We start from the raw sequence: 19,158 nt of genomic DNA on the forward strand, positions 1-19,158 counted from the left end.
CGCAGACCGGGCGTCAGCCGCGCAGACCGGGAACGGGGGCGCAGCCGAAGCCGCCGACGTAGTCGAGGCACGGGAGCATGAACCCCGGATACCGCACGGCCGTCGGGTCGCCGAACCACAGCGTGTAGAGACGAGAGAAGTTGAGATTGCCGTACGTCGAGCAGCTGCCGGCCGGCCCGGTCGGAGCGGCCAGCGTCTCGTCGTTCGGCTGATACGGCGTGTAGTTGTAGAGGTTCGCCGTCGCCTGGTTCACGATGCGCACGCTGCTCGACCCGCAGGAGGCGTCGGGATGGAACTGGATGTCGTTCCTCCCGATGCGGTACCGCCAGTCGCCCGGGTGCACCGTGTACTCGCGGAACTGCCAGGCGGCCCGGTACACCTGGTTGACGAAGCCGAAGTAGCGCTTGTCGCACTCCGCGGTGTCCGGGCAGGCGTATCCGGTCGCCTTCTGATAGCCGGAGGCGCTCGGCGCGGTGAGCAGGGACTGCTCCTTCTGGAGCAGCACGAGGAGCACACGCGGGCTGATCGTGCACGCCTGCGCCACGCGCGCGATGACGCTGCTGGCGCGCTCGCCCTTCTTCGCCGGGATCGCCGAGCACCGGTCGGCCGACGCCGGGATGCGCGGCGTGTCGACGCGGTAGTCGGCGAGGCACGGCACCCCGTCCTTCGGCGTGCAGCTGCGCGCCTCGAGGAACGACTGGATCTGGCCCGTCGTCATGGCGTCCGGGTTGAAGAAGCTGTCGTCGCTGATGATGTCGCCGGGGTCGAAGGCGGCGCGTTCCGCCCCCAGCACCCCGGTCGCGGGCACGAGGGCGAGCGTGACGGCCGCGATGACGACCGCGGCGGCCGTCCGCCAGCGCCTGATCCGCATCTCCGGTCAGCCGAGCTGCGCCAGGGCCTCTTCGAGAACAGTGGCCGCGTCGTCGATCAGCTCCTCGCTGATGACGACGGACGGAAGCAGACGCAGGACGCTGTCCCAGCTCCCGGCGTCGAGCGGGATCACGCCGTTGGCGGTGGCGTGCGCGAGCACCGCCTTCAGCGCCTCGGGGTTCGGCGTCGTCGTGCCGGGCACGACCAGCTCGATGCCGAACATCGCACCCTTTCCGCGCACCTCGCCCACGACGGGGAAGCGCTCGGCCCAGTCGCCGATCCGCGCCCAGAGGGCCTTCTCGACGCGGCGCGCCTCGGCGAGCAGGTCCTCCTTCTCGAACGCCTCGAAGACTGCGAGCGCGGCCGCGGTCGAGACGGGGTTGCCGCCGAAGGTGCCGCCGACGCCGCCGGGCTGCACGGAGTCCATGATGTCGGCACGGCCGGTGACGGCCGCGAGGGGGAAGCCGCCCGCGATGCCCTTGGCGCTCGTGACGAGGTCGGGGACGACGCCGTGGTGCTCGATGGAGTACCACGTGCCCGTGCGGCCGATCCCGGCCTGGATCTCGTCGGCCACGAAGACGATGCCGTTCTCGGTGCAGAACTCCGAGAGGCGCGCGAAGTAGCCCGGAGCCGGGATGACGATGCCGCCGTCGCCCTGGATGGGTTCGACGAACAGCGCGGCGAGTTCGGTCGCGCCGATGTGCGTGCGGATGTAGTCGATCGTGCGTTCGGCCGCCTCCTCGCCGGTCATCCCTTCCGGGTCGCGGAACGGGTAGCTGATCGGGACGCTGTAGATCTCGCCGGGGAACGGGCCCATGCCTGCGCGCTCCGGCCAGGGGCGGTACGTCATGGCCATCGTGAGGTTGGTGCGGCCGTGGAAGGCGTGGTCCAACGTCGCGATCGCGCGGCGACCCGTGAACTTGCGCGCGAACTTCACCGCGTTCTCGACCGCTTCGGCGCCGGAGTTGACGAGGATGCTGCGCTTCTCGAAGTCGCCCGGTGTGATCTCCGCGAGCTTCTCGGCGACACGGACGTAGTTCTCGTACGGCGTGACAGTGAAGAGGGTGTGGGTGAGCTTCGCCGCCTGCTCCGCCGCCGCGGCGGCGACGTCGGGGTGCGCGTGGCCGATCGTGGTGACGCCGATGCCGCAGCCGAGGTCGATCAGACGGTTGCCGTCGACGTCGACGAGGATCGCTCCCGAGCCCGACTCCATGTAGATGTTCGCGAGCGTTCCCGCGCCGCGGCTCACCGTGGCCTCGCGCCGGCGCTGCAGCTCCTGCGAGCGCGGGCCGGGGAGGGCGGTGACGACATGGCGGGACTGGGGAACCGAGAATTCGCGGGTCATGCCTTCTATCGTAGGCGGCGACCGGGCGCGGTCCTGCCGCGGCGGCCCCGCACGGAGCCGACTGTCAGCGGAGGCCTAGGCGGATACGGCAGACTGTTCGATCGTGCGCAGATCTCTCTCCCTCCTCACCGCCACCCTCGTCGTCGCCGGGCTGGCCGCCTGCAGCTCCTCGTCCCCGGCGCCGTCCGCCACGAGCACGGCGGCCGCGGCCACCTGCCAGAACACGAAGGCGGGCGACACCTCGAAGTCGGTGAAGGTGGAGGGCGACTTCCGCAAGACGCCGACCGTGACCTTCAAGACCCCGCTCAAGGCCACCGATGTCCAGCGCAGCGTCGTCATCACGGGCGACGGCGCAGAGGCGAAGGCGGGCTCGAGCGTCGATATCGCCCTCGCCGCCTACAACGGCGCGACCGGCAAGGAGCTGACGACGTCCGCCGGTTTCGACGGGCAGGCCGCTCAGACCATCACCGTCGACGACACCAAGTTCGTCCCCGGTCTCGTGCGCGCCGTCGAGTGCCTCACGGTCGGCTCCCGCGTCGTGCTCACGGCGACGGCCAAAGAGGCCTTCGGCAACGCCGACATCAGCCAGCTCGGCCTCAAGGAGGCCGACACGGTCGTCTTCGTCGCCGACCTCGTCGACGTGCTCCCGACGCGCGCCAACGGCACCCCGGTCGAGCCCAAGGCCGGGTTCCCGACCGTGAAGCTCTCGAAGACCGGCGAGCCGACGATCACCATCCCGAAGACCGACCCGCCGGCCCAGACCGAGCTCGAGGTGCTCAAGCAGGGCGACGGCGAGACGGTCCAGCCCGGCGACACCGTCACCGTGCAGTACAAGGGCGTGATCTGGCGAACCGGCGAGATGTTCGACTCCAGCTGGAGCCGCGGAGCGCCCACGTCGTTCGCCACCACCGGTGTCGTGGTCGGCTTCAAGAAGGCCCTCGAGGGTCAGAAGGTCGGCTCGCAGGTGCTCGTCGTCATCCCGCCGGCGGACGGCTACGGCGACGCGGGCAACGGCGACATCAAGGGCACGGACACCATCGTGTTCGTCGTCGACATCCTGAAGACCACCCGCTGATGACCGGTCGACCGCGACGCGTGGTGCTCCTCGGCTCGACGGGGTCGATCGGCACGCAGGCGCTCGACGTCGTCGCTGCCAATCCCGATCTCTTCACCGTCGTCGGCCTCTCGGCCGGTCGCGACGCCGAGGGCCTCGCCGCGCAGGCGGAGCGGTTCGGTGTGCGCGAGACCGCGCTCGGGGCCGAGGACTCGGAGCGGCTCGTGCGCTCCGTCGAGGCGGACGTCGTGCTGAACGGCATCACCGGGTCGGTGGGACTGGGTCCGACGCTGGCCGCGCTGGAGACCGGCGCGAGCCTCGCCCTGGCGAACAAGGAGTCGCTGATCGTCGGCGGCGAGCTGGTCACGCGCGCCGCCGCTCCGGGCCAGATCGTGCCCGTCGACTCCGAGCACTCGGCGATCGTGCAGGCGCTGCGCTCGGGCACGGCGGAGGAGGTGCGCCGGCTCGTGCTGACCGCCTCGGGCGGCCCGTTCCGGGGGCGGAGCCGCGCGTCCCTGCGCGACGTCACGCCGCGCGAAGCCCTCGCCCATCCCACGTGGGACATGGGCCTGGTCGTCACGACCAACTCCTCCACCCTCGTCAACAAGGGCCTCGAGGTCATCGAGGCGCACCTGCTGTTCGATGTGCCCTACGACCGGATCGACGTCACCGTGCACCCGCAGTCGGTCGTCCACTCGATGGTGGAGTTCGTGGACGGCTCGACCATCGCCCAGGCGTCGCCCCCCGACATGCGCCTCCCGATCTCGCTCGGCCTCGGCTGGCCCGACCGCGTGGCCGGGGTCGGCGTCCCGCTCGACTGGACCGCCGCCCACACGTGGACGTTCGAGCCGCTCGACCACGAGGCCTTCCCTGCCGTCGCCCTCGCGAAGCGCGTCGGGACCGCCGGCTCCACCTACCCGGCCGTCTTCAACGCCGCGAACGAGCAGGCCGTCGCCGCCTTCCACGCGGGCGCCATCGGCTACCTCGACATCCTCGACACGGTCGAGCGCGTCGTCGACGCCCACGATCCGGTCGACGAGCTCTCGCGCGCAGCGCTCTCGGCGGCGGAGTCGTGGGCGCGAGAGAAGGCGGACGCCCTCATCGCCTCCCGCTAGGGCGGCGCCGGGACGTACAGGACCCGACCCGCACATAGGTGTCTAGCGGCTGGCTCCAAGCTGGCCGCCACTACCCTGAGTGCGTGGAAACCGTGCTCCTGTTCGTCCTCGGCGTCGTCATCATCCTGATCGGCCTCGGTGTTTCCATCGCGCTGCACGAGATCGGCCACCTGGTCCCCGCCAAGCTGTTCGGCGTCAAGGTCACGCAGTACATGATCGGCTTCGGCAAGACCCTGTTCTCGTTCCGTCGCGGCGAGACAGAGTACGGCGTCAAGGCGCTCCCGCTCGGCGGCTACATCTCCATGATCGGGATGTTCCCCCCGGGCAAGCAGGGCGGAGCCGGCCGCAACGCCACCACCGGCTTCATGCAGTCCATGGCGCAGGACGCGCGCACCGCCAGCGCCGAGACCGTCGCGGTCGGCGAGGAGGAGCGCACCTTCTACCGGCTCGCGGTCTGGAAGCGCGTCATCATCATGTTCGGCGGCCCGTTCATGAACCTCCTCATCGCCGTCGTGCTGTTCGGCGTGCTCCTGATGGGCTTCGGAGCGCCGCAGAACTCGACGACGGTCGGCAGCGTGAGCCAGTGCGTGATCCCCGCCTCCAGCACCAGCCAGACCTGTTCGGCGGACGATCCCCAGGGTCCTGCGGCCGCGGCAGGGCTGAAGCCGGGCGACACCATCGTGAGCATCGACGGCACACCGATCACCTCCTGGGCGCAGTCCACCACGATCATCCGCGAGTCGGCCGGACGCTCGCTCTCCGTCGTCCTGCGCCGCGACGGCGCCGAGCGCACCGTGACCCTGACGCCGGCCACCAACCAGGTCGCCAAGATCGACGCGGCCGGTCTCGTCGTGAAGGACGCGAACGGAAAGGTGGAGACGTACTCGGCGGGCTTCGCCGGCATCGGCGCGGTGCAGGAGCTGGTGCCGCAGCCGATCACGTCGGTGCTGCCCGCCGTCGGGGCGCAGATCGGCGGGGTCTTCGGCGTCGTGATCCACCTCCCCGAGCGCATGGTGGACATCTGGAACGCCGCGTTCGGCTCCGGCCAGCGCGACGCCAACGGGCCGGTTGGTGTCATCGGCATCGGCCGGGCGGCCGGCGAGCTGACCGCCCTCGACGGCGTGCCTGTCGTGGACAAGGCCTACACGATGATCGGCCTGCTCGCCTCGCTCAATGTCGCACTGTTCGTCTTCAACCTGATTCCGCTGCTCCCTCTCGACGGCGGCCACATCGCCGGCGCCCTCTGGGAGGGCATCCGCCGCAGCTTCGCGAAGATCTTCCGCCGCCGCGACCCCGGCCCCGTCGACATGGCCAAGCTGATGCCGCTCACCTTCGCCGTCGTCATCGTGCTCGGCGGCATGAGCCTCCTGCTCGCCTACGCGGACATCGTCAAGCCGATCAACCTGTTCGGGTAGCGCCCGCAGAGCCCACTCCCCGCCGACGCCCAGCCGGTTCCCACCGGCCCGCGTAGGATTGTCGGGTGGCAGCAATCAATCTGGGGATGCCCAAGGTCCCCGAGACCCTCGCACCCCGTCGCAAGTCCCGTCAGATCCGTGTCGGAAAGGTCCTCGTCGGAGGCGACGCCCCGGTGAGCGTGCAATCGATGTGCACGACGCCGACGACGAACATCAATGCGACCCTGCAGCAGATCGCCGAGCTGACCGCGTCCGGGTGCGACATCGTGCGTGTGGCGGTGCCGAGCCGGGATGACGCCGAGGCGCTGCCGATCATCGCGAAGAAGAGCCAGATCCCGGTGATCGCGGACATCCACTTCCAGCCGAACTACGTGTACGCGGCGATCGACGCCGGCTGCGCGGCCGTGCGAGTGAACCCGGGCAACATCCGCAAGTTCGACGACCAGGTGGGCAAGATCGCCGCCTACGCGAAGGCCGCGGGCGTCTCGTTGCGTATCGGCGTCAACGCCGGGTCGCTGGAGCCCAGCCTGCTGCAGAAGTACGGCAAGCCCACCGCTGAGGCCCTCGTCGAGAGCGCCGTCTGGGAGGCCAGCCTCTTCGAGGAGCACGACTTCCACGACTTCAAGATCTCCGTGAAGCACAACGACCCCATCGTGATGGTCAAGGCGTACCGCCAGCTCGCCGAGCGAGGGGACTGGCCGCTGCACCTCGGCGTCACGGAGGCCGGGCCGGAGTTCCAGGGCACCATCAAGTCGGCGACCGCGTTCGGCATCCTGCTCTCCGAGGGCATCGGCGACACGATCCGCGTCTCGCTCTCGGCCCCGCCCGCCCAGGAGGTCAAGGTGGGCCTGCAGATCCTGCAGTCGCTCAACCTCCGCGAACGCAAGCTCGAGATCGTCTCCTGCCCCAGCTGCGGCCGGGCGCAGGTCGACGTCTACACGCTGGCGAACGACGTGACGAGCGGGCTCGAGGGCATGAGCGTGCCGTTGCGCGTCGCAGTCATGGGCTGTGTCGTGAACGGCCCCGGCGAGGCTCGCGAGGCCGACCTCGGCGTTGCGAGCGGCAACGGAAAGGGGCAGATCTTCGTCAAGGGCGAGGTCATCAAGACCGTCCCCGAAGCCGAGATCGTGCAGACGCTGATCGCGGAGGCCAACCGCATCGCCGCCGAGATGGGCGAGGAGGGCGGCCCGTCGGGGGAGCCCGTGGTCACCGTCGGCGCTCACTGAGGCGCGGCGGGGCGGTCATCCGACGACGTCGAACCGGACGGTCCCGGTCGGGATGTCCGCCGCGACCAGGTGCAGGCGCACGCGCTCGCCCGGGCGCACGCCGTCCGGCCGTGGGACGGTGGCGGTCACGACCGGGTCGGCGAGCTGCACGTTGATCGTCCCGTTGCGCACCGCGAGCACCGTCGCATCGAACACCGCGCCGATGCGCGATGCCAGCAGAGCGGCCTCGACGCGGTCGAGCGCCTCCGAGTCGAGGCGGGAGGCGAGCCGGGTCGAGGCCCCCATGATCGACGGCAACGCGCTCAGCGAGTCCCGTGCCCAGACCGGCACGGGCCGGCCGGCGCACAGAGCCTCACAGACGACGAGCACCCACCGGTCGACGAGCCGTCGCAGGGGAGCGGTCGTGTGCGCGTACGGAGCGGCGATGGCGGACTGCTGCGGGTCCGCAGGCGCCTCGCCGTCCAGAACGACGTAGCCGGCACCGCGGAACAGCCCGGCCGCCGCCTGCAGGACGGCCGCAGCGCGGGGCTGGTCGTGGTCGAGGGTGCGCAGGTACTCGCCGTAGTCCACGTCATCGGACCAGGGAAGACCCAGTGCGACGGTCTGCGCCCGGAAGCCCTCCACGGCCTCCGGTGCGGGGGCGGGCATCGTGCGCAGGATTCCGATGCGCGCGTCGAGCATGATGCGCGCGGCCGCCATGCCCGTCAACAGGGAGAGCTGGGCGTTCCAGTCCTCGACGGGCAGGGGCGCACGGCGTTCGATCGCGTAGGCTCCGTCGCGGAGCACGATCTCCTCGTCCGGCCGGTTGAGGCTGGCGCCGCCGCGCAGGCGCTCCTGCTCGATGCGGGCCGGGCCGATCTCCGCCAGCAGAGCCAGCTCGTCGGGCGCGGAGCCGTCGTCCAGCGCGGCCTGCGCTTCCGCGTAGGACCACTGACGTCGTGAGCGGATGCGCGCGCGCGCGACGGAGGCCGTGACCTCGCGGCCGGTCGCGTCGAGGGCGATGTCCCAGACGTATGCGCCCCGCACCTGGTCGGGCAGCAGCGAGCCCGCGTGCTCGCCGATCGCCGCCGGATGCAGCGGGACGCGGCCGTCCGGGGCGTAGAGCGTCTGCCCCCGTCGTCGCGCCTCGCCGTCGACCGCGCCGTCCGGGAGCACCAGCGCAGGCACGTCGGCGATGGCGTAGCGGACCCGGAAGCCGTCGCCCTCCCGCGCCAGATGCAGAGCCTGGTCGAGATCGGTCGAGCCCGCCGGGTCGATCGTCAGGAACGGGATCGCGGTCAGGTCGGCGTCGGGGAGCGCCGGCTCTGCGGCGGCCCGGCGCGCCTCGGACTCCACCGCCGCAGGGAACTCCTCCGGCAGCTCCAGGGTCGCGCGCAGCGCCGCCAACGCGCCGGCGAGCTCGCTCTGCGCCGCGGACGGGGCGATGGAGGTGCGACGGTCGGGCATACCGCCAGACTATGCCTCGCCTCATCGTGCCCGCCGCCGCGTACCCCCTCCGCCCTCTAACATGGAACGGTGCCTACACGCCTGACGAACTATTTCCTCCGCACGCTCCGCGAAGACCCCTCCGACGCCGAGGTCACCAGCCACAAGCTGCTGGTGCGCGCCGGTTACATCCGGCGCCAGGCGCCGGGCATCTTCGCCTGGCTGCCGCTCGGTCTGCGGGTCAAGGCCCGCATCGAGACGATCATCCGCGAGGAGATGGCCGCCGCGGGCGCTCACGAGGTCCACTTCCCGGCATTGCTCCCGCGCGAGCCGTACGAGGTGACCAATCGCTGGGAGGAGTACGGCGAGGGGCTCTTCCGCCTGCAGGACCGCAAGGGTGCCGACTACCTGCTCGCGCCCACGCACGAGGAGGTCTTCACGCTGCTGGTGAAGGATCTGTACTCGTCGTACAAGGACCTCCCTCTGACGATCTTCCAGATCCAGGACAAGTACCGGGACGAGGCCCGGCCGCGCGCCGGCCTCCTCCGCGGGCGCGAGTTCACGATGAAGGACGCCTACTCGTTCGACACGAGCGACGAGGGACTCGACGCGAGCTACCTCGCCCAGCGCGACGCATACGAGCGCATCTTCCAGCGCCTCGGCCTGTCGTACGTGATCGTGCAGGCCGACGCCGGCGCGATGGGCGGCTCCCGCAGCGAGGAGTTCCTGCACCCGACCGTCGTGGGCGAGGACACGTTCGTGCGCTCGGCCGGCGGCTACGCGGCCAACGTCGAAGCGTTCACGACCATCGCACCTCCGACCCGCGGGTACGAGAAGCTCACCCCGGCCGAGGTGCTGGACACGCCGAACACTCCGACCATCCAGACGCTCGTCGATGTCGCCAACGAGAAGCACCCGCGTCCGGACGGACGCGCGTGGACCGCCGCCGACACGCTCAAGAACGTGGTGCTCGCGCTGACGCACCTCGACGGAACCCGCGAACTCGTCGTCGTCGGTGTGCCGGGCGACCGGGAAGTCGACACCAAGCGCGCCGAGGTCGCCTTCGCGCCGGCGGACGTCGAGCCGGCCACGGAGGCGGACTTCGCCAGGCACCCGGGACTGGTCAAGGGCTACATCGGCCCCTGGTCGCCGGAGGGCGCCGCACTGGGCGAGGAGTCGGCGACCGGGATCCGCTTCGTCGTGGACCCGCGCGTCGTCGACGGCTCGGGCTGGATCACGGGCGCCAACGTCGAGGGCAAGCACGTCTTCGGCCTCGTCGCCGGTCGCGACTTCGCCTGGGACGGCGTGGTCGAGGTGGCCGAGGTGAAGGAGGGCGACCCCGCCCCGGACGGCTCCGGACCCGTCGAGCTCGCGCGCGGCATGGAGATCGGCCACGTCTTCCAGCTCGGCCGCAAGTACGCCGAGGCGCTCGGGCTCAAGGTGCTGGACGAGAACGGCAAGCTGGTCACGGTCACGATGGGGTCGTACGGCATCGGCGTGACGCGCATCCTGGCGATCATCGCCGAGGAGAACAACGACGACAAGGGTCTCGTCTGGCCCGAGTCGGTCGCGCCGTTCGACGTGCACGTCGTGGCCGCCGGCCGAGACCAGGCCGCGTTCGATGTCGCCGAGGAGGCCGCCGCCGAGCTCGAGGGGGCCGGCCTCGAGGTGCTCCTCGACGATCGCCCCAAGGTCTCGCCCGGTGTGAAGTTCGGGGACGCCGAGCTCATCGGCGTCCCGCGCGTGCTCGTGGCGGGCCGCGGGGCGGCCGAGGGCGAGGTCGAGCTCTGGAACCGCCGCACCGGCGAGCGCCAGACGCTCCCGCTGGCGGAGGCCATCGCCCAGCTCCTCGCGTAACGGCGGATGACGGGGCCGCTCAGGCGGCCTCGTCATCCCCGGCGATCTCCGAGTGGATGCGGCGGAGATCCTCCACGAGCGAACCCAGCAGCACCCAGTGCCGCGGGTCCGGGGTCGAGATCACCAGCGGGGCCGTCAATGCGGGGATGCCCGCCGTCTCGGTGTCGGGTTCGACGATCGGAGTGTCGGGATCCCGGCTGAGCAGGCGCAGATCGTGCGCGGAGCGGCTCAGCTCCTCGGCGATCGCGATCATCGTCGGCTCGCCGACCAGGCCGTCGTCGTAGTGGTCGTGGAAGGCGCGCGTCATGCCGACCGCGCGGGTGACGATCGGCCGCAGCCGTGCGAAGAGCGCCTCGTCATGCTCGAGCATGATGCGGTGCTTGCCCTGCCGGGGGTTGAGCGTGAGGCTTTCGCGGGCGGCGGTGAGCGCCGCCCCGGCCTTCGTCTCCATCGGGCGCAGGAGCCGCGCCTCGATCAGCAGCGCGTCCAGCTCGCCCGGGGTGAGCCTGCTGGTGATCGCGCGCGCGAGTCGGTCCAGCGTGGCGGCGAGCTCGTTGCCGAGCGCGAGGACGGCGGTGCGGGCGGGAGCTGTGAGCACCGGCGGGACGACCGCGATGTTGACGATCACCCCGATCACGGCACCGACGATCGTCTCACCGATGCGGGCGAACGCGTACTCCGGGTTGGAGGCGCCGATGGCGAGCACCAGCATGGCGCTGATCGGCACCTGGTTCGCACTCCCGGGCGTCAGCTTGAGCACCCAGGCGAGCAGCACGGCGACGACGACGGCGATCAGCACGATCCAGCTGTTGGTGCCGAAGGCGATCCCGACGGCATACGCGACGAGTACGCCGACGATGACGCCCAGCGAGCGCTCGATGGCGCGGCCGACGGACTGGTTGACGCTCGGCTGCACCACCAGGAGCGCGGCGATCGCCGCGAAGACCGGCAGCTCTCCCGGCACGATGAGGCTCGCCGCCAGCCACGCCAGGACCATCGCGACGGCCGTCTTCAGCACCTGCGGGAACGGGGTGCGGCTCGACGCGCGGATGCCGGCGGGGAGTTTCAGGGCCACGCTTCCAGGCTAGCCCGCGAAGCGGAGGTAGGCGGCCGCCGCGCGTTCCGCGGCAGCCGCACGGGCACCTGACAGCGGTTCGAACGGAGCGGTCTCGATGGCGGTGCCCGCGCGCCGCCAGGTGCCGGCCACGCGCCCCTGCGTGACGAGGACGGGGGAGAACACTCCGTTCTTGCCGGGCACGACGCGCTCGAAGAGCGCGTCATCGATGACGGGCGCACGGTCCTGGTAGCCCAGCAGGTACTCGTCGAAAGCCGGCAACAGCTGGACGGCTCCGCGCTCGGACCGCGTCGCGGGGAGGGAGGCGGCCCGGTCGGCGAGTTCGGCGCCCAGCAGGTACTCGACCCCGTCGACCTCGAGCGTCGTCAGCTCGTCGCCGAGGATCGCGACGGCGGCGCGCGCGGAGGCGAGCGTGCCCTTGGTCCACCAGACGAAGTCCTTGACGGTGGCGGGACCGTGCCCGGCCAGGTATCGCCGGAGGTACTCGGCGCCGGCCTCGTCGGGGTCGAGCCGGCGGGCGCGCTCGGGCGGCGCCCACTCGTCGACAAGCACGAGGGCCTGCTGCGTCCGCAGCGTGGGGCCCCAGCAGATCACGCCGGTCTGCGCGAGGTAGTAGAGCAGGTGATAGCCGCGCTGGCCGCCGGTGGCGATGCCCGCGGACTCCCAGAGTTCCATCGCGTCGGCCCGGCTGAGCGCGCGTCCCCCGGCCAGCGCGGAGGTGAGGAGGTCGCGGGCACGCGTGAAGTCGGACGGCTCGAGTTCCAGCTGCCGGTGCCGGCGGGTGAGGCCCGCCAGCATCCGCTCCGTGGTGACGGAGAGCATCCAGCGGAGGTCCTCGGGCGGCACGAAGTGCAGCGTTCCGCGCATGGGCCACGAGCGCACGATGCGGCCGGCGTCGAGGTCTGCCAGCACAGCGTTCCGCGACGGCGCGACGGTGCGGAAGGCGATCGCCCAGCAGGCCGCTCCGAAGTCCTGCGCCTGCACGGCGAGCATCCGGCGGGTGACGTCGGCGGGCGTCTGCTCCCGTGGGCCGTCGATGGCGTGCGCGAGGCGCCGCATGCGGAGCAGGTCGGCGCGGCGTGCAGGCATGCGCCCAGTCTGCCGCACACGCCCGACAGAGACGGGGAACGCGTCAGGGCGTCAGGGGAGCAGGCCGTGCGCTCGGAGCTGCTCGCTCAGGCCGGCACCGTCCGGCGCGTAGACCCAGGGCGCGCCCGAGAGCTCGCTGTGCTTGTCGGCCTTCGAACGGCCGCCCGCGAGGACCGCCTCGCCGCCGGACAGCTGCCGGATCGCGACGCCGGCGACGTTGTCGGGGTGGGCGATGCTGAACTCGCCGTAGAGCTGCTCGTCGTGCTGCCCGTCATCGCCGATGAGGAGCCACTTGAGGCCGGGGAACTCCGACGACAGTCGCTCCAGGCTGGTGCGCTTGTGCTCCCGCCCGCTGCGGAAGATGCGGTCGTGGGTGGGTCCCCAGTCGGTGAGCAGCAGCGGGCCGGACGGGAAGAGGTTGCGTGAGAGGAAGCGACGCAGGGTGGGGGCGACGTTCCACGCCCCGGTGGAGAGGTAGATGACCGGCGTACCCGGATGCGTCCCGGCGAGGCGCTCCAGGAGGACGGCCATGCCCGGGGTGGGGACGCGGGCGTGCTCGTCGAGCACGAAGGTGTTCCACGCCGCGAGCAGCGGGCGGGGGAGCGCGGTCACCATGACGGTGTCGTCGACGTCGGAGATGATGCCGAAGGTGGCCTTCGGATCGACGATGAAGATCGGCGCCTCGAAGACGCGGTCCGACTCCGGTGTCGACATGCGCACGGTGTGCCAGCCGGGTGCGAGCTGCACGGGGACCACCGTGTCGATCACGCCGCCACGGTCGGGTTCGACTGTGTGCCGGTCGCCTTCGATCTCGATCGTCACGGTGACATCGGAGACCGGCACGCTGACGAAGGACCGCCATCCGCGGATGGACTCCTCGCGCTTGCGGTGCTTGCGCTCGGCGCGGCTGCCGGGCCGCGGCTCTCTGGCGAGCACGACCCGCCCCAGGATGCGTACCCACGACGGCGCGCCGTAGCCGGTGTACGGCACGACCGTGGCCAGATAGCCGCGTCGGCGTGCGCGGCGTGCCCGGAACTCGTGGAAAGCGTCTTCGATACGCGCCGCGCGGTGCATGATGGGCTCGACGGCGGCGCTGCGCTTATCGGGAGTTGCGGTCATAGAGATTCAAGTCTCTCATGGAGTGCAGGATCGATTTCCGCACTCCCCAGATCTGGGGGGCGGTTCTGCGGCGAGTCATATCCGATTCCCCGCAAGAAGTGAGGTTTCCCCGAATATGATCGTTTCAATGGAGTGCGCCACGCGAGCCGAGGCGCACGGGTTGGGGACCCGCAACACGTAACGTAGACAACCGGGAAGTAGAGGAGTCGCGATCGTGCCCATCAACGACCTTGTGGCCGGACAGAACACCGTCGGAGCCGCTCTCGTGCGCACCGAGCCGATCCAGGAGCGCAGCGCCGCCCGGGTCGACGCGCTGCTGGACGCGGCCGCCGAAGTGGTCGACGAGATCGGATTCGACCGGTTGACGACCGCGATGGTAGCCGAGCGGGCCGGGGCCTCGATCGGAACCGTCTACCGGTACTTCCCCGACCGCATCGTCCTCCTCCAGGCGCTGCGCGACCGCGCGGTGCTGCGGTACCGTCGCGCCGTCGTCTCCGCCATCCGCGAGCAGCAGCCGGAGCACTGGTGGAACGCCGTCGAGGCGGCGATCGACTCCTTCGTCGCGATGTTCCGTGAGGAGGCGGGCTTCCGTATCATCCGCTTCACCGACGCCGAGCGGTCGGGTGTCCCGGGCGACGAGGTCGTGCGTGACGTGTCGTTCGCCGCCCAGTTCGCCGAGATCCTTTCCGACGAGTACCGCCTCCCGGCCGGCCAGGATCTGGCGTTCCGGCTCGAGATCGTGGTCGAGGTCATGGATTCCCTGATCAACCGCGCGTTCCGCGACGATCCGACCGGCGACGAGCGCTACATCGCGGAGGCGCGCATCGTCGCTCGGGAGTACTTGGAGAGCCGTTACGGCTCCGGAAGCTGATTCGTCGGCCCATCCGGGAATGTCGGAGGTTCGCGAGACGCTGATTTCCGTTATAGAAGGACTCATCCGTTGCCAAACGGCCAGAACGCTGTTTGGGTGGAATGGATGGACCTCACCGACAGAAATGGGCCCCAGCGATGATCGAGTTCCGTTCGGTGACGAAGCGGTTCCCCGACGGGACGGTCGCGGTCGACGACTTCTCGCTGGTCATCCCGTCGCGCAAGATCACCGTGCTGGTTGGCTCCTCCGGCAGCGGTAAGACTACGATCCTCCGCATGATCAACCGCATGGTCGATCCGACCAGCGGCACGATCGAGATCGACGGGGAGGACGTCCAGAGGCTCCAGCCGGTGCAACTGCGGCGGAGCATCGGCTACGTGATGCAGAACTCCGGGCTCCTCCCGCACCGCAAGGTGGCGGACAACATCGCCACCGTCCCCCTGCTTCGCGGCGTGAAGAAGAAGGAGGCTCGCGAGAACGCGCTCACGCTCATGGACACCGTCGGCCTGGAGCGCTCGCTCGCGGACCGCTATCCCAGTCAGCTCTCGGGCGGCCAGCAGCAGCGCGTGGGCGTCGCGCGCGGGCTCGCGGTCGACCCCAACATCCTTCTGATGGACGAGCCGTTCGGCGCAGTCGACCCGATCGTGCGCGACGAGCTGCAGAACGAGCTCCTGCATCTGCAACGCGAGCTCGACAAGACGGTGGTGTTCGTGACGCACGACATCGACGAGGCCTTCCGGCTGGGCAGCCAGGTGGTGATCTTCCGCAAGGGCGGCATCATCGCGCAGCAGGGAACGCCGTCGGAGATCCTGGCCGCGCCCGCCGACGAGTTCGTGGCATCGTTCATCGGCGCCGACCGCGGACGGCGTGCGCTGCACGTCGAGCAGACCCCGACCGGCTCGGTGCTGGTCGACAGCGAAGGGCGCCCGGCCGGTGTGCTGGCGTCCGACGAGGCAAAGGCCACGACCCTCCCGGTCGTGGGTGCTCCGGCGCAGGGTGAGGAAGCGTCGTGAGCTGGCTGTGGTCGAACCTCGGCCTCGTCTGGGATCTCACGGTCGCTCACGTGACGTTGAGCGTGTTCCCGATCGTCATCGGGTTCCTGGTCTCGCTTCCGATCGGATGGGTGGCGAACCGATACCGCGCGAGTCGCGGCGTGCTGCTGACGATCGGCGGCATCCTCTACACGATTCCGTCGCTGCCACTCTTCGTCGCGATGCCCGCCCTGATCGGCACACAGATCCTCGACCCGGTCAATGTCGTGATCGCGCTGAGCCTCTACGCGCTCGCCCTCATGGTCCGCACGACGTCGGACGCGTTGGCAAGCGTCCCCGGCGACGTGCTGCAGTCCGCGACGGCCGTCGGCTTCAGCACCTGGCGCCGGTTCTGGTCGGTGGAGCTGCCCTTGGCGGGTCCGGTGCTGCTCGCGGGTCTCCGAGTGGTGTCGGTGAGCACAGTGAGTCTCGTGAGCGTCGGCTCACTGGTCGGTGTGAGCAACCTCGGCACGATGTTCGTGCAGGGACTCAATCAGTACAACAACGCGGAGGTCGTGACGGGCATCGTCACGATCGTCATCATCGCGCTCCTGTTCGACCTTGTTCTCGTCCTGTTGGGCCGGGCGCTCATGCCCTGGACGAGGCTCGGCACCACGAAGCGCGCGAGCCGTCGCGCCGCACTGAAGGCGGTGACCGGCGTATGACCGACATCCTCGCGGCCTTCGCCTGGGTCTTCGACCCCGCCAACTGGGCCGGGGCCTCCGGAATCCCCGCCCGCCTCGGCGAGCACGTCTGGTACTCCTTCCTGACGCTGGTCCTCGCCGCCGCGATCGCGCTGCCGATCGGCCTCGCGATCGGGCACACCGGCCGGTTCCGCGGTCTTGCGGTCGGCGTCTCGGGCGCGCTGCGCGCCATCCCGACGCTGGGCCTCGTCGTCTACCTCGCCCTGATCACGCTGAACCTCAGCATCGTGCCCCCGTTGATCGCCCTGACCATCCTGGCGATCCCGCCCGTGCTCGCCGGGGCGTACTCCGGGCTGGAGTCGGTCGACCGCCGGACCATCGACGCGGCGCGGGCGATGGGCATGACGGAGCTGCAGATCCTGTTCAAGGTCGAGATCCCGCTGTCCCTTCCGCTCATCATCGGCGGGCTGCGTTCTGCGGCCCTCCAAGTCATCGCGACCTGGACCGTCGCCGCCATCCTGCCGGTCGGCGGTCTCGGCCGCTTCCTGTTCGACGGCCTCGCCGTCCAGCGCTATGACGAGATGCTGGGCGGCTCCATCCTCGTCATCGTGCTCGCGCTCGTCACCGACGGCGTCTTCGCGATCGTGCAGCGCCTCGTCGTGCCGCGCGGCGTGCGCGCCGGGAGCGTGCAGGACGTCCGCACGAAGAAGGACCCCTGGCGTCCGATCGGGCCGTCCGTGCCCAACCGTCCGGTCGGCTCCGGAACCTGACCCCCGAACCCACCAAGATCCCCAGCACCCACCGAAAGAGAGAAACCAAAATGTTCGCATCCAAGAGAGGCCGCATCACGGCCGGCGTGGTCGCGGCGGGAGCCCTCCTCGCTCTCAGCGCCTGCTCGTCCGGCGGCGGCGCGCTCGGCGGCAACACCTCGTCCTCGTCGAGCGACAGCGTCACGATCGGCTCGGCGGCGTTCGGCGAGTCCGAGATCCTCATGCAGGTCTACGGCCAGGCCCTCGCGGCCAATGGCGTGAAGGTCAACTACAAGCCCAGCATCGGCCAGCGCGACGTCTACCTCAAGGCGCTGCAGGACGGATCGATCGATCTCATCCCCGAGTACAGCGGGAACCTGCTGCAGTTCTACAAGAAGGACGCCACCGCGACCTCGAGCGACGACGTGTACACAGCGCTCAAGTCCGCGCTTCCGAAGGGCTACGAGGTGCTCGACCAGGCCGAGGCGCAGGACGCCGACTCCTACAACGTCACCAAGGAGTTCTCGGAGAAGTGGGGCGTGACCAGCCTCTCCGACCTCTCCAAGGTCACCGAGCCGCTCACGGTCGGCGCCAACCCGGAGTTCGAGACCCGTCCCTACGGCATCCCGGGGCTCAAGTCGGCTTACGGCGTCACCGCGACGCTGAAGCCGATCAGCGACTCGGGCGGCCCGCTCACCGTCACCGCCTTGAAGAACGGCGACGTGCAGCTGGCGGACATCTACACGACGACGCCGGCCATCAAGGACAACGGGTTCGTGACGCTCAAGGACCCGAAGAGCCTGATCGCGGCCCAGAACATCGTCCCGCTGATCAACAGCGGCAAGGCGACGGACAAGGTCAAGGAGGTCCTCAACAAGGTCTCCGCCGAGCTGACCACCGACGACCTGATCGCGATGAACAGCGAGAACCAGGGCGACAGCAAGACCGCGCCTGACGTGGTCGCGAAGAACTGGCTGAAGGACCACCCGGTCAAGTAGCCGGGAGGATCATTCTCCGTCGTGCGGCGGCTCGGGAGACCGGGCCGCCGCACTCATGTGCGCGGCCTCGCGCTTCTGCAGGAGTTTCTTCACCAGGAACACCAGCAGGACGAACACCGCGATGATCGCCACGAAGATGTAGCCGGCCCAGTGCAGCTCGCGCGAGAGCTCCCGATAGCTCCCCGCGGCGAGCGATCCCACGGTGACGTAAGCGAACGCCCACAGGATGCAGGCGGGCGCGGTCCAGGCCATGAAGGTGCGGTACCGCATCGGGCTCATCCCGACCGTCAGCGGGATGAGGGAGTGCAGCACGGGCAGGAACCGCGACAGGAAGACGGCGATACCGCCCCGTCGTGCGAGGTACGCCTCCGCCTTGTCGAAGTTGTCCTGGCCGAGCCTCCGGCCGAGCCGGCTCGCCCGGATCCGCGGACCGAACCAGCGGCCGAGGGCGAACCCGAGGGACTCGCCGCACAGCGCGCCGACGACGACGGCCGCGACCATCGCGATGTACTCCACCGGGCCCTCGACCGCGGTGCTGGCCACCAGCACGACGGTGTCGCCCGGCACGATCAGTCCGATCAGGATGGAGGTCTCCAACATGATCCCGACGCCGGCCAGCAGGGTGCGCAGCACCGGGTCGACGCCCTGGACCAGGTCGAGCAGCCAGTTCAGGGCGTCGTTCATACGACCGGGCCCGTGCGCACCAGGGTCCAGAACGCGGTGAGGACCTCGGCCATGTCGGCGGAGGGGTCGAGCATCCACTGCACTTGCATGCCGTCGGCGACCGCGATGCCGAGCTGGGCGACCGTGCGCGCGTCGACCGCCGTCGTCATCCGCCCGGCCTCCTGTTCGGCGCGCACGTGCTGCTCGAGCCCCGCGACGATCTTCCGGTAGCGCTCGATGAAGTACCCGTGCCCGGGATGGTCGGGATCGGCCGCCTCGGCGGAGAGGGTCGCATAGAGCTGCACGAGCCCGGGGACGTCCGCGTTGTGGCGTACGACCCGCACGAGCCCGTCGGCCGCGTCGTGCCACTGGTCGTCCAGCGCTGCCGTGCCGGTGTCGACCTCGTCGCGCTTGCGGAGCACTTCCGAGAAGAGCTCCTCCTTCGAGGAGAAATGGTGCAGGAGGCCGGCCTGGCTGAGCCCGACGGATTCGGCGATCTCGCGCAGGGATGCTTTGCGATAGCCCTTGTCGGCAAAGACCTCCAGCGCGCGGGACAGGATCTCCTCGCGCTTGGCGATCCCCTTGGCGTACGACCCCTTCTTCGGCATAGGG

Annotated in this window: 18 protein-coding genes; 10 read left to right on the forward strand and 8 right to left on the reverse strand. The window is 70.2% G+C overall.

Annotation, left to right across the window (positions count from 1 at the left end):
- Positions 1-13 precede the first annotated feature (13 nt).
- Positions 14-871 carry a hypothetical protein gene (locus IT072_RS10255; protein WP_223360847.1) on the reverse strand — a complete coding sequence of 286 codons (858 nt, stop codon included), beginning with the start codon at positions 869-871 and terminating at the stop codon, positions 14-16.
- A gap of 6 nt (positions 872-877) precedes the next feature.
- A complete protein-coding gene (locus IT072_RS10260) occupies positions 878-2,215 on the reverse strand; it encodes an aminotransferase class III-fold pyridoxal phosphate-dependent enzyme (protein WP_223360848.1) in 1,338 nt (445 codons plus the stop codon).
- A gap of 103 nt (positions 2,216-2,318) precedes the next feature.
- Between IT072_RS10260 and IT072_RS10265 the strand changes: the two genes are divergently transcribed.
- From IT072_RS10265 to ispG, 4 genes are all read left to right on the forward strand, one after another.
- A complete protein-coding gene (locus tag IT072_RS10265; RefSeq protein ID WP_223360849.1) occupies positions 2,319-3,290 on the forward strand; it encodes an FKBP-type peptidyl-prolyl cis-trans isomerase in 972 nt (323 codons plus the stop codon).
- Positions 3,290-4,384 (forward strand): 1-deoxy-D-xylulose-5-phosphate reductoisomerase, encoded by a 1,095-nt coding sequence (locus IT072_RS10270; RefSeq protein WP_223360850.1) that lies wholly within the window; start codon positions 3,290-3,292, stop codon positions 4,382-4,384. Before IT072_RS10265 ends, IT072_RS10270 begins: the two co-directional genes overlap by 1 nt.
- Before the next feature lie 83 nt (positions 4,385-4,467).
- Complete coding sequence (locus IT072_RS10275; RefSeq protein ID WP_223360851.1) at positions 4,468-5,799, forward strand: M50 family metallopeptidase; 1,332 nt, start codon at positions 4,468-4,470, stop codon at positions 5,797-5,799.
- 86 nt (positions 5,800-5,885) lie between these two features.
- Positions 5,886-7,025, forward strand: coding sequence for a flavodoxin-dependent (E)-4-hydroxy-3-methylbut-2-enyl-diphosphate synthase (gene ispG / locus IT072_RS10280; RefSeq protein WP_223360946.1), 1,140 nt, complete (start codon positions 5,886-5,888; stop codon positions 7,023-7,025).
- 15 nt (positions 7,026-7,040) lie between these two features.
- Here ispG and IT072_RS10285 read toward each other — a convergent pair whose 3' ends face one another.
- Complete coding sequence (locus tag IT072_RS10285) at positions 7,041-8,471, reverse strand: RNB domain-containing ribonuclease (RefSeq protein WP_223360852.1); 1,431 nt, start codon at positions 8,469-8,471, stop codon at positions 7,041-7,043.
- Between the two features lie 69 nt (positions 8,472-8,540).
- Between IT072_RS10285 and IT072_RS10290 the strand changes: the two genes are divergently transcribed.
- Positions 8,541-10,307 (forward strand): proline--tRNA ligase, encoded by a 1,767-nt coding sequence (locus IT072_RS10290; protein WP_223360853.1) that lies wholly within the window; start codon positions 8,541-8,543, stop codon positions 10,305-10,307.
- Positions 10,308-10,326: 19 nt separating this feature from the next.
- Here the strand turns inward: IT072_RS10290 and IT072_RS10295 are convergent, their stop codons facing one another.
- From IT072_RS10295 to IT072_RS10305, 3 genes are read right to left on the reverse strand one after another with little or no spacing between them, the layout of a single operon-like run.
- A complete protein-coding gene (locus IT072_RS10295) occupies positions 10,327-11,376 on the reverse strand; it encodes an FUSC family protein (RefSeq protein WP_223360947.1) in 1,050 nt (349 codons plus the stop codon).
- Positions 11,377-11,391: 15 nt separating this feature from the next.
- On the reverse strand, positions 11,392-12,471 hold the full coding sequence (locus IT072_RS10300; RefSeq protein ID WP_223360854.1) for a winged helix DNA-binding domain-containing protein: 1,080 nt from the start codon (positions 12,469-12,471) through the stop codon (positions 11,392-11,394).
- Positions 12,472-12,522: 51 nt separating this feature from the next.
- Complete coding sequence (locus IT072_RS10305) at positions 12,523-13,590, reverse strand: App1 family protein (RefSeq protein WP_223360855.1); 1,068 nt, start codon at positions 13,588-13,590, stop codon at positions 12,523-12,525.
- A 214-nt stretch (positions 13,591-13,804) separates the two neighbouring features.
- Between IT072_RS10305 and IT072_RS10310 the strand changes: the two genes are divergently transcribed.
- The 5 genes from IT072_RS10310 (at position 13,805) to IT072_RS10330 (ending at position 17,883) form a co-directional block, all read left to right on the forward strand.
- A complete protein-coding gene (locus IT072_RS10310; RefSeq protein ID WP_223360856.1) occupies positions 13,805-14,461 on the forward strand; it encodes a TetR/AcrR family transcriptional regulator in 657 nt (218 codons plus the stop codon).
- A 137-nt stretch (positions 14,462-14,598) separates the two neighbouring features.
- Complete coding sequence (locus tag IT072_RS10315) at positions 14,599-15,474, forward strand: ABC transporter ATP-binding protein (protein WP_223360857.1); 876 nt, start codon at positions 14,599-14,601, stop codon at positions 15,472-15,474.
- Positions 15,471-16,157, forward strand: coding sequence for an ABC transporter permease (locus IT072_RS10320; RefSeq protein ID WP_223360858.1), 687 nt, complete (start codon positions 15,471-15,473; stop codon positions 16,155-16,157). Before IT072_RS10315 ends, IT072_RS10320 begins: the two co-directional genes overlap by 4 nt.
- Positions 16,154-16,906, forward strand: coding sequence for an ABC transporter permease (locus tag IT072_RS10325; RefSeq protein ID WP_223360859.1), 753 nt, complete (start codon positions 16,154-16,156; stop codon positions 16,904-16,906). The genes IT072_RS10320 and IT072_RS10325 overlap by 4 nt, the downstream gene beginning before the upstream one ends.
- A 50-nt stretch (positions 16,907-16,956) precedes the next feature.
- A complete protein-coding gene (locus IT072_RS10330) occupies positions 16,957-17,883 on the forward strand; it encodes an ABC transporter substrate-binding protein (protein WP_223360860.1) in 927 nt (308 codons plus the stop codon).
- Positions 17,884-17,892: 9 nt separating this feature from the next.
- Here IT072_RS10330 and IT072_RS10335 read toward each other — a convergent pair whose 3' ends face one another.
- Complete coding sequence (locus IT072_RS10335; protein ID WP_223360861.1) at positions 17,893-18,567, reverse strand: DedA family protein; 675 nt, start codon at positions 18,565-18,567, stop codon at positions 17,893-17,895.
- Positions 18,564-19,154, reverse strand: coding sequence for a TetR/AcrR family transcriptional regulator (locus IT072_RS10340; protein ID WP_223360862.1), 591 nt, complete (start codon positions 19,152-19,154; stop codon positions 18,564-18,566). The genes IT072_RS10335 and IT072_RS10340 overlap by 4 nt, the downstream gene beginning before the upstream one ends.
- Positions 19,155-19,158: the final 4 nt, after the last annotated feature.

This window comes from Leifsonia sp. ZF2019 (genome assembly GCF_019924635.1).
GTDB lineage: Bacteria > Actinomycetota > Actinomycetes > Actinomycetales > Microbacteriaceae > Leifsonia.